Source organism: Thermophilibacter provencensis (assembly GCF_900128445.1).
Classification (GTDB): Bacteria; Actinomycetota; Coriobacteriia; order Coriobacteriales; family Atopobiaceae; genus Thermophilibacter; species Thermophilibacter provencensis.
In genome coordinates this window covers 2,307,572-2,321,287 of record NZ_LT671417.1, presented here as the reverse complement: position 1 = coordinate 2,321,287, position 13,716 = coordinate 2,307,572, and the positions used below count along the sequence as shown (strand labels likewise).

Genomic DNA, 13,716 nt, shown 5'->3' with positions numbered 1-13,716 from the left:
CACATGGCAGAGAACAAGATCACGCTGTCCCAGAAGGACCGCATCTCCGTTTGGTGGCGCCACCAGTTCCTCCAGGGCTCCTGGAACTACGAGCGCATGCAGAACGGTGGCTGGTGCTATTCCATGATTCCGGCCATCAAGAGGCTCTACCCCAGCAAGGATGACCAGATTGCGGCGCTCAAGCGCCACATGGAGTTCTACAACACGCACCCGTACGTGTCGTCCCCCGTCATCGGCGTCACGCTCGCCCTCGAGGAGGACCGCGCCAACGGCGCGCCCGTCGACGACACCGCCATCCAGGGCGTGAAGGTCGGCATGATGGGCCCGCTCGCCGGCGTCGGCGACCCCGTCTTCTGGTTCACCGCCCGCCCGCTGCTCGGCGCCCTCGGCGCCTCGCTCGCGATGGGCGGCTCCATCCTCGGCCCGATCCTCTTCTTCGTGGTGTGGAACGTCATGCGCCTGGCGTTCATGTGGTACACCCAGGAGTTCGGCTACAAGCTCGGCACCTCCATCACCAAGGACCTCTCCGGCGGCCTGATGGGCAAGATCACCGAGGGCGCCTCCATCCTCGGCATGTTCGTCATCGGCGGCCTGGTCCAGCGCTGGGTGTCCATCTCCTTCGCGCCCGTGGTCTCCACGGTCACGCAGTCCGAGGGCGCCTACATCGACTGGACTGCCATCGCCGAGACCGCCGAGAACGGCGGCCAGGGCGTTGCCGACGCCATCCACAGCGCGCTGTCCCAGTTCTCCTCGCTCGGCGCGACCGGCCTTGAGGTCGAGAAGGTCACCACGCTCCAGGCCAACCTCGACAGCCTCATCCCCGGCCTCGCCGCCGTGGGCGTGACGCTGCTGTGCTGCTGGCTGCTCAAGAAGAAGGTCTCCCCGATCGCCATCATCATCGGCATGTTTGCCATCGGCATCGTGGGTCACCTCATCGGCCTGCTCTAAGCCTCAGGCCCAGGCCCGACTTCTCGGGGCCGCGTCCCGCAGGAAGTGTCACAATGACCTTCCGGGGCGCGGCCCCGCTCTTGTACCACGGAGAGGAGCTTCCACGATGGCCCAATCTCAGAACACCAAGGTCGAGCTCACGACCCCCGCGTCGTCCTTCTCGGGGCTCTCCTCCTATGGCAACGTCATGGTGGGGGACCGGGCGTTCGAGTACTACAACGAGAAGAACGTCGAGGACTACATCCAGATTCCCTGGGACCAGATCGATCACGTGGCGGCGTCCGTCATGTTCGGCGGCCGGCTCATCCCGCGCTTCGCCATCTTCACCAGGCAGAATGGGCACTACGCGTTCTCGACCCGCAACAACCACGCCACGCTGCGTGCCATCCGCGACCACATCGGCAACGAGAAGGTCGTGCGGTCGCTCAACTTCCTCGACGTGGTCAGCGCCGGCCTGCGCGGGATCTGGCGCCGCATCGCCCGTCGCTGACGCGCCCCTGACGCGCCGCTCTGATTTGGGCGTTTTGATGGCCGTGCCGCGTGCGTGATAGAATACAGTGCCGTATGTACGCGCCCCGCAGGGGCATAGAGGGAAAAGAGCACACGTGGCAACCATCAGCACCGCAGACTTCAAGAACGGCATGGGCCTCAAGATCAACGACAAGTACTACACGATCGTCGAGTTCCAGCACGTCAAGCCCGGCAAGGGCGGCGCATTCGTCCGCTACAAGATCCGCGACCTCAAGAGCGGCCGCGTGATTGACCAGACCTGCAACGCCGGCACCAAGTTCGAGAACGTGCAGCTCATCACCAAGGAGATGCAGTACCTCTACAACGACGGCGACACCTACTACTTCATGGACAACGAGACCTACGAGCAGGTCGAGCTGCCCGCCGACTTCATCGGCGACAACGCGAAGTGGTTCAAGGAGAACGACAACGCGCAGCTCCTCTACGCCGACACCGAGCTGCTCGGCGTGGAGCCCCCGATGTTCATCGAGGCCGAGATCACCGAGACCGACCCCGGGTTCAAGGGCGACACCGTCCAGGGCGGCACCAAGCCCGCCACCATCGAGACCGGCGCCGTGATCCAGGTCCCGATGTACCTCAACCAGGGCGAGCGCATCAAGGTGGACACCCGCACCGGCAAGTTCGTGAGCCGCGTGTAGCCCGCCTCCCAGAGCGCAACCGCGACGGCCGACGCCTCAGGGCGCCGGCCGTTTTTTGGGCGCAGCCCCTCTCGCGTTTGCACGAGCAAACGCGAGAGGGGCCGAGCCTAAGGTTCCGCTTGCCAGATTGCTTTATTCCGCTAAAGTATTCCCGGACGCAGACGAGAGGGGAGCGAGATGGTCGAACGGGGCACAGAGAACGCCGAGAAGGACGAGACCGCGAGGCTCCTCGCCGCGCTCTGCTCGCTCTCGACGCCCGAGGAGGCGCGCGCGTTTCTCGCCGACCTCTGCACCGCGCGCGAGATAGACGACCTCTCCCAGAGGCTCGCGGTCGCCTCCATGCTCTCGGCGGGCGCCTCCTATGTCGACGTCTCGCATGCGACCGGCGCGTCGTCGACGACGGTCTCGCGCGTCTCCAAGTGCCTCAACGGCCCTGCGGGCGGCTACCGGATGGTCCTCGCGCGCATCGGCGACGAGGCGTAACCGCGTTTCTGTCCATGCGCTGCGGTACGATTTCAGGCGAGAAGAACCGTCGCGTCGTGAGGATCGCATGTCGCTGCATGTCGTGAGAACAACCGAGGAGGCCCTTGCCGGCGCCGCCGTCGAGCGGGCGCTGAGAGAGGGGCTCGAGGGGTGCGGGCGCGTGGCGCTGCTCGTCCCGAGCTTCGCCCAGGCGCTCGACGCGCAGCGCTCGCTCGCGGCGCGCGGGCTTGCCCTCGGCGTCACCGTCACCACCCCCTCCGCCTGGGCCCAGGAGCGATGGGAGGTCTGGGGGGACGGCCGACGCGTCGTCGACGCCGCCTCGCGCGAGGTCCTCTGCTCGCGCGTCCTGGCCGGAGCGGCTGATCGGCCGGCCGGCTCGCCGCGCCCGTCCCCGGGCACGTCCGCGCTCCTCGCGCGCCTCGCGCGGCGCGGCCTCCCCTGGATGCTCGACGCCGGCGCCGCGGGGGGCGTGAGCGCGTCAGAGCGCGCGCTCGTGGGCCTTCTCGGGGACTACCGGTCGGAGCTCGCCGCCGCGGGCCTCGTCGAGGAGTGCGAGGTCATGGCGGGCCTCGCCGACCTGCTCCATGACGAGGCCGCCGCAGTGCCCCCCGTGGTCGTTGCCGGGTTCGCCGAGATGTCCCGCGCCGTGCGCGAGCTTGTCGTCGGGCTCGCGGCCCGAGGTACGGTGACGCTCGTGTCCCAGTGGGCCACGACCCCGGCGCTCGCCGGGCGCGAGGCGCTCGCCGGCGAGCTCGCCCGCCTCGCAGTGGGGCGCGGCGCCGACGTCTCCGAGTCCCGCGCGCCTGCCGCGGCCGAGCCGGTCGCGCGCGAGGGGGAGCTCCAGGCCCTTCTCGCATCGCTCTTCCGGGCCGATGCGGGCCCGTGCCGCCCGGAGGGCGCCGTGTGCGTGCTGCTGCCCGCCGGCCCGTCGGCGCGCGCCGAGCTCGTTGCCCGCGAGGTCGAGCGCCTCGCGCGGGAGGGGGCGTCCGAGGTGGTCGTCGTGGCGCCCGACCCGGCCGCGGCGTGGCGCGACCTCTCGGGCCGCCTCTGCGCGCGGGGGGTCTCGGTGCGGGCCCAGCTCTCCGTTCCCGTTGGCGGGACCGAGTGCTGCCGTGCCTACCTCGAGCTCGTCCGCTCGGTCGCGCGCCTCTCCGAGCTCGCAGTCTCCTGGCCCGCGCCCACGCCGGTCGAGGGGGGCGTGCGCGTGGCGCTCGCCGACATGTCCTGGTGGCCGCCGCGCGAGCTCTCTGACTTCCTCCTCTCGGAGATCTCCCACGTCGACGTCGCCCGCGCCCGGGCGCTGGACGCCTCCTGGCGCTCGAACCGCCTGCTCGCGCCCGCCGCGCTGCTCGACCAGCTCTCGTCGGAGCGGGACGTCTCGCCGCAGGTCGCCGCCGCCACGCGCGAGCTCATGCGCGGCAGGCTCGGATCGGCGGCGTCCAAGCTCCTCTCGTCGTACGTGCAGGGGGAGGACGCTGCCTCGCCCCTGGCACCCGAGGCGTCGGCAGTGCTCTCGGCCGTTCTGGGCGTGGCCAAGTGCCTGAAGGAGCTTGGGCTCACCGCCGACCCCTCAGAGCCGGGCGCCGTTCCCCTCGCGGAGCTCGTCTCCGTCGCCGAGGCCGCGCTCGAGGCCCAGCCCGCCGCGATGCGCCTCGAGCGCGCGGTCCCGGGAGCGTCGTGCGCGGCGCGGGTCATGTCCCCGTCCGCCGCGGCGTCGCTCGCGCCCGGCTCCGTCGACGCGCTGGTCCTCCTCGGCCAGACCTCCACGGAGTCCGCGGTTCCCGTCGCCGACGACGTGGCCTCGGCGCTGCTCGAGGCCTATGGGGTCGAGCGGCGCTCGGACGCCCTGCGCGCCGCGCGCGACGCCTTCCTCGCGACCCTGCGCTCCGCGCGCCGCCGCGTGGCGCTCGAGCGGCCGCTCTTCGGCGCCGACGGGCGCCCCGCGTACCCGTCCGTCATGCTGACGGAGCTCCTCGCGTGCTACGGCCTCGCGGCGGACGCGGGCGCGGAGGACCTGCGAGCGGCTCTGGGCGCCTCGTCCGTGGCCTCGGGGTCGGAGACGCCCGTGGGGGAGAACGCCGCGACTACCGGGCGCGCCCCCGCCCGCATGGGCTCCGAGACGCCCGCGCCCGCGGGCCGCATCGACGACGCGTGCCGCCCGCTCGTCTCGCCCCCTCCCGAGGGGATCCCCGCCGAGGACGCCCGCCCGCTCCTCTCCGCCTCCCAGATAGAGACCTACCTCGAGTGCCCCTACAAGTGGTTCAGCCTGCGTCGCCTCCGCCTGCGTGACGCCGACGCCGGCTTCACCGGGGCCGAGATGGGCACCTTCGCGCACCGCGTCCTCGAGGTCACCCGCCGCGACCTGCTGGCCCGGGCGCTCGAGCGCCGGCTGGGCGCGCACGTGCTCGAGGACCTGCGCGCGGCGTCCCCGGACGCCACGCAGTCGGACGAGTACCGCGCGCGCGTCGAGGAGCTCGTCGCCCTCTCGCAGGGGGCGCCCGCCGAGCGCGTCCCCGGGTCGGCCCCGCGCTCGCCCGAGGAGCTCGAGCGCGCCCGCGCCGTCCTCGAGGAGGAGTTCGACGCGCACCTCTCCCACCAGTACCAGCTTATGGGACGCAAGCGGCCCCGCCCGCTGCCGCAGGCGCTCGTCGCCCACAGCGCGCAGCAGGCCGGGCAGCTGCGGGCCCTCAGGCGCGACCTCGCGACGCTGCTCGACTACGAGGCGGGCCTCTTTGAGGGCTTCGAGCCGCGTCTCTTTGAATGGGGGTTCGGCCGCGGCGGCGCGGAGGTGGAGTACGCCGGGGTGCGCCTCACCGGCACCATCGACCGCGTTGACGTGGACGCCCACGGCCAGGCGGTGGTGATCGACTACAAGCACAAGTCCGACGCGGGCTTCGCGCGGGAGTACGACGTCTTTCCCAAGGGCGGCCCCGCGCCCGGGGCGTCGGCGCTCCCCCGCCGCGTCCAGTCGCTCATCTACGGTCAGGTGGTGCGGCGCGCCTTCCCCGACCTCACCGTGCGCGCCGCGGTCTACCTCTGCACCAAGGGGCGCCACGCGCTCGCCGGCGCCGTGGACGAGAACCTCGCGGACAACGTCTTCGGGGGCCGCCCGCCCTCGGCCTCGCGCCTCGAGCGGATCTGCGTCCCGCGGGCGGAGGGCTTCGGCCGGGCGGGGGAGGGCGGCATGGAGGCCCTGCTCGACTCCTGCGAGGAGGCCGTCGCGGCGTCGATCTCCCGCATGCTCGCGGGGGACATCGAGGCGGCGCCGGTCGATGCGGACGCGTGCCTCTTCTGCCCGGTGCTCAACTGCGAGAGGAGGCTCGGGAAGTGAGCGAGAAGGACCTGACGCCGTCGATCGACCTCTCCTGCCTGAACGACCGCCAGCGAAAGATCGCCGAGACCCTTGACGAGCCGCTCTTCGTGGAGGCGGGCGCGGGCTCGGGCAAGACCTTCACGCTCACGCAGCGCGTCGCCTGGGCGCTCTCGCCGGGCTCGGGCGAGGGGGGAGCCCCCTTCCTCGACGGGCTCGAGCAGGTGCTCGTAATCACCTTCACCGAGGCCGCCGCGCGCGAGATCAAGGAGCGCGTGCGCTCCACGCTGCGCCGCGCGGGCATGGGGGAGGCCGCGCTCGCCGTGGACGAGGCCTGGATCTCAACGATTCACGGCATGTGCCGGCGCATACTCTCCCGCCACGCGCTCGACCTCGGGCTCGACCCGTCCTTCTCGGTCATCGCCGACTCCCGGCAGGCGGCGCTCTTCGACCGGGCCATGGATGACGTCATGCGCGCCGCGCGCTCCGAGGCGGCCCTCGCGCCCGTCTTTGCGGAGTTCGAGCTCGGCGCCTACGCTCCGCAGAGCGGCTACACGGGGGCGATGGGCCTCGTCGAGCGCCTCGTGCGGGAGGGCGGTTCGCTTCCGGGCGGGCTCGACGACCTCGTGCCGGCGCCCCGCGACCCCGGCGCGGTCTCCGATGCGGTCCGCGACCTGGCCATGCGCGTCGAGGAGCTCGGCGCCCTGCGGCTCACCCCCGCGGCAGCCGCGAAGGTGGGGCCCTCCCTCGAGGCGCTGCGCCGTCTGGAGGGGGCGTCCCCCGCGGAGCTCACCCCGGAGGCCGTCTCCGCGGCGCTTCGCGAGGTCTCCCTGCCGCAGGCGCGCGGCGCGATCAAGTCCGAGGTGGCCGCGGCCAAGTCCGCGCTCGCGCTCGCCCGCGCCGAGGCCGAGTTCGCGCGGGTGGCCCCGCTCGCGGAAGGCCTGCTCGAGCTCGCCCGCAGGGTTCGCGCCCGCTATGACGAGCTCAAGCTCGACCAGGCCTGTCTGGACAACGACGACCTCGTGCGCCTCGCCCTTCTCGCCGTGCGCGACCACGAGGAGGTGCGCCGCGCGTACGCGGGGCGCTTCAGGCTCGTGATGGTGGACGAGTTTCAGGACACCGATGAGATGCAGCTCGAGCTCATAGGCCTCCTCTCGGGCAACGACGCCCGCCACCTCTGCACGGTGGGCGACGCCCAGCAGTCGATCTACCGCTTCCGCGGCGCGGACGTGGGCGTCTTCCGCGGGCGCGGCGCCCAGGTGGACGAGAGGAACTCGGTCAGGCTCGACACCAACTACCGCAGCCACGCGGACGTGCTCGCGCTCGTGGAGCGCGTGTGCGCCGGCGGCGCGGCGGGACGGGGGGTCATGCCCGACTTCATGCACCTCGACGCAAGCCCCACGCGCAAGGACCGCTATCGCGCCCGCGACCTGCCGCGCATTGACATCGAGGTCTGCGCGGGGCAGGGCCGGTCGGGCAGGGCGACCCGCCATCAGACGGCCGCGATGGCGGCGCAGGTGGCGGACGCCCTCGCGCGGTACCGCGACGCGGGCGAGCGTCCCGGTGACATGGCGCTGCTCCTCGGGGTCACCACGCACGCGGACGCCTACATCGATGCCATCCGCGCGCGGGGGATGGAGTGCGTGGTCACGGGCGGCTCCACCTTCACCTCCACCGACGAGGTCAAGGTGGTGCGAGCGCTGCTCCATGCCCTCGCCAACCCCGCGGACACCCAGTCGGGCCTCTTCCCCCTCCTCGCGAGCGAGATGTTCGGTCTCGACGCCAACGACTTCTGCGAGCTGGGGACGCGCCCCCAGGTCAAGCTCGACGCCCCCACCAAGCGCACGATTGACCGGGGCCTCGCCGACATGACGTTCTATCGCGACGCGGCCCCCTCGGGCCGCCTGGAGCTCGCCCACGAGGTCCTCGCCCGCGCCCTCGATGACGTGCGTCGCCGGCCCGTGGCCGACGTCGTCGCCGACGTGGTGCGCGACTCGGGCTGGCTCGCGCGCCTCGAGGCGGGCGGGGCCGAGGGGCTCGCCCGAGCCGCCAACGTCCTGGCCGCGGTGCGCTACGTGCGCGACCTCACCGTCGAGCTCGGTCTCGGCGCGGCGCGCGCCGCGACGGAGTTCGACCTCTGGCTCGCGTCGTCCAAGGTCCCGCCCGCCTCGCTCGCGGGCGGCGAGGGGGAAGCGGGCGAGGGCACCGTGCGCGTCATGACGGTGCACGCCTCGAAGGGTCTCGAGTTCGGGGTGTGCGCCGTGGCGGAGTGCTGGGGCAACCCGCGCGGCGACGCGCAGGTCGCCTCGGGGCCCGCGGCCGGGGGCGGGCGCGTCTTCGTGCTCCGCCCGGCCGAGGCGCCCAGGCTCGCGGACGTCGACCCCGAGGAGCTCGAGGAGAGCGCGGACCGCTCGCGGGGCCTGCCGCTCGCCGCCCGCTACCTCGCCCTGCGTGCGGCGGACGATGCCGCCGAGGCGCAGGAGCGCGCGAGGCTCCTCTACGTGGCCCTCACCCGCGCCCGCGAGGCGCTCGTGGTGGGCGTCTCCGCGGCGTCGGGCAAAGGAGGCGTCTCCTCGGCGCTCGCCGCCGCCACGCTCCGCGCGCTCTCGGGCGGCGACTGGGACCCCGCCCCGGGCGTCCGGGAACTCGACTACGGCGGCTCCGCGCCGGCTCGCCTGCGCTGCGTCACGGTGGAGAGCCAGGGGAGCGGCGCGGGGGCGCCTGTCGTCGCGGACTCGGCCGGGACGCTTCCCGGCTTCGACGGCGAGCTGCCGGCCGACGCCGCCGCGCTCGCCCGCCTGGGGGTCGACGCCGCGGCGCGCCCGGTGTCCGACAACCCCGACGCCTTCGACCTCTACGAGCGGGACCTCGCCGCGCATCCCGGCGCGCCCGGGACCTGGCGCGCCCGCGAGGGCGTCTTCAGCTACTCGAGCGTGCGCGCCCTGCTCGACGCCGGCCCCGCCCCCCGGGCGCTCCCCACCCGCGAGGAGCGCGAGGCCGAGGCCGCGGGCGCCCCCGCGGCCGAGGACGCCGACCGGGCGACCAACCTGGGCTCCGCCTTCCACGAGCTCGCCCAGGCCATGGTCGAGTCCGGGCGCGCCGCCGATGACGCCCGCGTCGCCGCGCAGGTCCGCCGCTGGAACCTGTCCCCGCGCGCTGAGGGACGCCTGCGCGCCTCGCTTACGCGCTGGGAGGGGTCGAGGATTCGCGCCGAGGCGCTCTCGTGGCCGCTCACGCGCGCCGAGGTCCCGTTCTTCCAGCGGGTGGAGTCCGACTACGGGGACCACCTCGAGGGGGCCATCGACCTTCTCTGCACGGACGCGGCGGGACGGCGCGCGCTCGTGGTCGACTACAAGACCGGCGACGCCGGCCTCTCGCCCGACGAGGTGCGCGAGCGTCACGCCATGCAGGCGGAGTTCTACGCGGGGGTCCTGCTCCGCGAGGGCTTCGAGCGGGTGACGTGCGCCTTCGTCTGCGTGGAGCGCGACGACCCGGCCAGCCCCGGCGAGCCCCTCGTGGCCCGCTACGAGTTCGGCGGGGGGAGAGGCGGCACTTCCTTTCGGGAGGGGTGAGGCGCGATGCCGCGGACGGCCATGACGAGAAGGGCGCTCCCACCCGAGCCGGGGCACGCACCTGCACAGCTGCCTGCGCGCGTTCTTCTCGGCATGGGCCGGGCGGTGTGACGCCGTCCTCTCGCGCGCCGCAGGGATGTCGCCTCGCCCCCGCATAGGGACTGCGCGGAGGCTTGGCGACGCCCCGTCGGCCGGAAGCGTCGCCTCGGTCCCGCACGTCCTTCTCGCCAGCCGCCATGAAGAATTCCTGTGGTTGTCACCTGCGGAAACGCGACTCGTCGCAGGTCGGGTGCCCACGGCCCCGGCGCCTTGCGTCCGGGCCATCGGCTAGACTAGGTGACACATGACTGACGCACAGCTGACGGGACCACGCATGGCATTCGTTCACCTGCACAACCACTCCGACTTCTCGATCCTTGACGCCGCGACGCGCGTCTCGGACATGGTCAAGCGCGCCGTCGACCTCGAGATGCCCGCGCTCGCGCTCACGGACCACGGCTACATGTTCGGCATCCCGGACTTCGACCTCGAGTGCCGCAAGTACAACGACGCCCAGAAGGACATGGGGCAGTGGCGCCACGACGTGGAGTGCTTCCAGAAGGGGTGGGAGCTCGAGGAGCCCGAGCCGGACGCCGCGGACGCCAAGCCGCACGACCGCGTCCACGCCCAGTGGGCCGCGGACGTCAAGATCTGGAACGAGACCCACGACCTCGACGCCGTGCGCGCCAACCGCCCGAGCCTGCTCATCAAGCCGATCTTTGGCTGCGAGGCGTACTTCATAACGGACGACTGCATCGAGAAGGGCACCAAGCAGCACCGCTACCACCTGATCCTGCTCGCCAAGAACGAGACCGGCTACGTCAACCTCATGAAGATGATGAGCGAGGCGGCCTCCGGCGACATGTTCTACTACTACCCGCGCACAACCCTCGACATGCTGCGCCGCTACCACGAGGGCATCATCTGCACCTCGGCCTGCGTCTCGGGCATCATCCCGCGCATGTACTTCCAGGGCCGTCCCGACGAGGCCAAGCGCTGGGCGCTCGCCTACAGGGAGATCTTCGGGGAGGACTTCTACCTCGAGGTGCAGGACCACGGCCTGGCCGACCCCAACTGGGGCGGCTTCACGGACCGCACGCTCTCCGAGCAGATCCTGAGGCTCGGCCACGAGCTCGGCATCAAGGTGGTCGCCACCAACGACAACCACTACCTCACCCGCGAGGACGCGCCAACGCAGGACGTCCTCTCCTGCATCGGCACCGCCTCGAAGCTCGACGACGAGAACCGCAAGCGCATGACCGGCACCGAGTTCTATCTCAAGAGCGAGGCGGAGATGCGCGAGCTCTTCTCGTGGGCCCCCGAGGTGATTGACAACACGCTCGAGGTGGCCGAGAAGTGCAGCTTTGAGCTCGACTGGTCGCACATGTACCTGCCCAAGTTCCCGGACCTCGACCCCGGCGAGACCTCGGAGGAGCGGTTCCGGAAGGAGTGCGAGACGGGGCTGGCCAAGCGCTACGGCGAGAACTGGCGCGAGCTCGAGATCGGCGGCGAGAACGTCCGCGAGCGCTTCGAGTACGAGTACAAGGTCATCTGCGAGAAGGGCTTCGCCGACTACTTCCTGATCGTCCAGGAGTACGTGCGCTGGGCAAAGCGCAACGGCATCGGCGTAGGCCCGGGCCGAGGGTCCGCCGCCGGCGCCATCGTGGCCTACGCGATGGACATCACCACCTTCGACCCGCTCGACAACGGCCTCATGTTCGAGCGCTTCCTCTCCCCGCAGCGCTCCGAGATGCCCGATATCGACATGGACTTCGACGATGAGCGCCGCCTCGAGGTCGTGGAGCACGTCCGCCAGCTCTACGGCCCCGAGCGCGTCTGCCACGTCATCACCTACTCCACGATCAAGGCCAAGCAGGCCATCAACGACGCCGCGCGCGTGCTGGGCTTCCCCGTGTGGCAGGGCCAGAAGCTCTCGAAGATGCTCGCCAACGACCCCAAGCTCACGCTCGACCACGCCCTCCACAAGTCGGAGAAGACGCCCGACCAGTACTCCCCGGACTTCGAGGACGCGTACAAGAACGACGCCGACTCGCGCTCCATCATCGACGCGGCGCTCTCGATCGAGGGCATGCACCGCGGCGAGGGCGTCCACGCCTGCGCCGTCCTCATCGCCCCCACGCCGGTGAACGACCACGTGCCCACCAAGGTGGACACCAAGGGCGGCGTGGAGATCACCCAGTACGAGGGCCACTCGGTCGCGGACATGGGCCTGCTCAAGATGGACTTCCTGGGCCTGCGCACGCTCACGGTCATCTCCAAGGCCCTCGCCAACATCAAGGCCAACCACGGCATCGACATCAACGTCGACGAGATCCCCTTCGATGACCCCGAGATCTACCGGCTCATGCGCGAGGGCCGCACGGCGGGCGTCTTCCAGATCGAGTCCGCCGGCATGACGTCCACGATCAAGAACATGCGCCCCACCGAGTACAAGCAGGTCGTCGCCCTCATCGCGCTCTACCGCCCGGGTCCCTTGGGCGCCGGCATGGTCACGAGCTACATCAACCGCATGAACGGCCGCGAGGAGGCCGTCTCCTACGACCCGCGCCTCGACGACATCCTGGGCGAGACCTACGGCACCATGGTCTACCAGGAGCAGGTCATGAAGATCTCGATGAAGATGTCGGGATTCTCGGCCGGCGAGTCGGACAGCCGCATCAGAAAGCCCGTGGCCAAGAAGAAGATCAAGCTCCTCACCTCCACGGTCTTCCACTGGGACGACGGCAAGGACGAGACCACCTACGACCACTGGATGAACGGCGCCGTCAAGAACGGCTACAAGAAGGAGATCGCCCAGAAGATCTGGGACGACGTCCTCGAGTTCGCGTCCTACGCGTTCAACAAGTCGCACTCCGCGGGCTACGCCATCCTCGTCATGCAGACGGCCTGGCTCAAGGCGCACTACCCGCGCGAGTACATGGCCTCGGTCCTCACGTCCTACATGGGGAAGACCGACAAGATCGTCCACTACGTCACGGCCTATCGCCACGAGGGCGTGGCCATCCTGCCGCCGGACATCAACGAGTCCGGCCGCGACTTCACCGCCGTCCCCGAGGGCGTGCGCTTCGGCTTCGCGGGCATCCGCGGCGTGGGCGAGGGCGTGGGCGAGGCCATCATGGCGGAGCGCGAGAAGAACGGGTCCTTCGCCACCCTCCACGACTTCGTGGACCGCATGGACACCGGCCAGGCCAACCGCCGCGTGGTGGAGGCGCTCATCTGCTCGGGCGCCTTCGACTCCACCGGATACACCCGCATGCAGCTCATGCGCTTCGTTGACAAGACGAACCCCGAGAACATCATCGACGCCGCCGCCAAGCGGCAGAAGACGCGCGCCGCGGGGCAGTTCTCGATGTTCGACCTCTTCGGCGACGTGGAGGGGTCCGGCTTCGAGAACACCGTGCCCGAGCCTGACGGCGTGGAGTGGGACCGCTCGGTCAAGCTGGCCAAGGAGCACGAGGTCCTCGGCCTCTACGTCTCCGACCACCCCCTGCGCCCGTACGAGTACGCGCTGGCCAAGAACCGCGACTACACGATCGCGGACATCGAGGTGGCTGAGGAGTACACGGACCCCTCGGGCGGCGTGCACGAGCGCTTCCGCGTGCCCGAGGGCAAGGTCATCCGCCTCGCGGGCATGGTCAACGCCGTGCAGAAGAAGACCACCAAGAACGGCGACTCCATGGCCATCGTCACCCTCGAGGACATGGAGGGCGAGGTCACGCTCGTGGTCTTCCCCAAGCTTTACAAGAAGTGCGCCGGCGCCCTCGTGGGCCAGGTCGACGAGGAGACGGGCGAGACCCAGGGCGACGTCTTCGTGAAGGTCGAGGGAAAGCTCGAGCGCGGCGACCGCGGAAACCAGGTCATCTGCATGAACGTCGAGCCCCTGGTCCTGGACGAGCGGAGCAACCGCCCCAAGGTGCTCGAGGTGAACATTCCCGCCGGGCTGCTCACGCGGCCCTATATGGACAGCCTCTGCTCCATCCTCGGGCGCTACCCCGGCCTCGACCGCGTTGAGATGCGCGTCGAGTCGAGCACGGGCGACATCATGCGCATGGAGCTCCCCGCGCGCATCGACGCGCGCAACATGGTCCTTCTCGCCGAGATGGTCGACCTCGTGGGTCGCCAGGGCCACGTCAAGGTGGCGTAGCGCCGCGCGAGGGGCGTGCGAGGGGGACAG

General features: G+C 71.0%; 7 protein-coding genes. All 7 read left to right on the top strand.

Features of this window, described 5'->3' with window-relative positions:
- Positions 1 to 3 precede the first annotated feature (3 nt).
- The 7 genes from BQ7391_RS10480 (at position 4) to dnaE (ending at position 13,686) form a co-directional block, all read left to right on the top strand.
- The gene (locus BQ7391_RS10480; RefSeq protein ID WP_075280560.1) at positions 4 to 948 is read left to right on the top strand and encodes a PTS system mannose/fructose/sorbose family transporter subunit IID; all 945 of its coding nucleotides are present in this window, start codon (positions 4 to 6) and stop codon (positions 946 to 948) included.
- Between the two features lie 106 nt (positions 949 to 1,054).
- On the top strand, positions 1,055 to 1,438 hold the full coding sequence (locus BQ7391_RS10475; RefSeq protein WP_075280559.1) for a DUF956 family protein: 384 nt from the start codon (positions 1,055 to 1,057) through the stop codon (positions 1,436 to 1,438).
- A gap of 115 nt (positions 1,439 to 1,553) precedes the next feature.
- The gene (gene efp, locus BQ7391_RS10470; protein ID WP_075280558.1) at positions 1,554 to 2,117 is read left to right on the top strand and encodes an elongation factor P; all 564 of its coding nucleotides are present in this window, start codon (positions 1,554 to 1,556) and stop codon (positions 2,115 to 2,117) included.
- 177 nt (positions 2,118 to 2,294) lie between these two features.
- Positions 2,295 to 2,600: a YerC/YecD family TrpR-related protein gene (locus tag BQ7391_RS10465; RefSeq protein WP_075280557.1), complete on the top strand. Its 306-nt coding sequence runs from the start codon at positions 2,295 to 2,297 to the stop codon at positions 2,598 to 2,600.
- A 67-nt stretch (positions 2,601 to 2,667) separates the two neighbouring features.
- Positions 2,668 to 5,931: a PD-(D/E)XK nuclease family protein gene (locus BQ7391_RS10460; RefSeq protein ID WP_075280556.1), complete on the top strand. Its 3,264-nt coding sequence runs from the start codon at positions 2,668 to 2,670 to the stop codon at positions 5,929 to 5,931.
- On the top strand, positions 5,928 to 9,482 hold the full coding sequence (locus tag BQ7391_RS10455) for a UvrD-helicase domain-containing protein (protein WP_129583961.1): 3,555 nt from the start codon (positions 5,928 to 5,930) through the stop codon (positions 9,480 to 9,482). The genes BQ7391_RS10460 and BQ7391_RS10455 overlap by 4 nt, the downstream gene beginning before the upstream one ends.
- Before the next feature lie 373 nt (positions 9,483 to 9,855).
- Complete coding sequence (gene dnaE / locus BQ7391_RS10450) at positions 9,856 to 13,686, top strand: DNA polymerase III subunit alpha (RefSeq protein ID WP_075280555.1); 3,831 nt, start codon at positions 9,856 to 9,858, stop codon at positions 13,684 to 13,686.
- Positions 13,687 to 13,716 lie beyond the last annotated feature (30 nt).

What these genes read in the sequence shown, in the direction of transcription:
- BQ7391_RS10480 (WP_075280560.1), top strand. Translation starts at nt 4, where the DNA reads ATGGCAGAGAACAAGATCACGCTGTCCCAGAAGGACCGCATCTCCGTT.
- BQ7391_RS10475 (WP_075280559.1), top strand. Translation starts at nt 1,055, where the DNA reads ATGGCCCAATCTCAGAACACCAAGGTCGAGCTCACGACCCCCGCGTCG.
- BQ7391_RS10465 (WP_075280557.1), top strand. Translation starts at nt 2,295, where the DNA reads ATGGTCGAACGGGGCACAGAGAACGCCGAGAAGGACGAGACCGCGAGG.
- BQ7391_RS10460 (WP_075280556.1), top strand. Translation starts at nt 2,668, where the DNA reads ATGTCGCTGCATGTCGTGAGAACAACCGAGGAGGCCCTTGCCGGCGCC.
- dnaE (WP_075280555.1), top strand. Translation starts at nt 9,856, where the DNA reads ATGGCATTCGTTCACCTGCACAACCACTCCGACTTCTCGATCCTTGAC.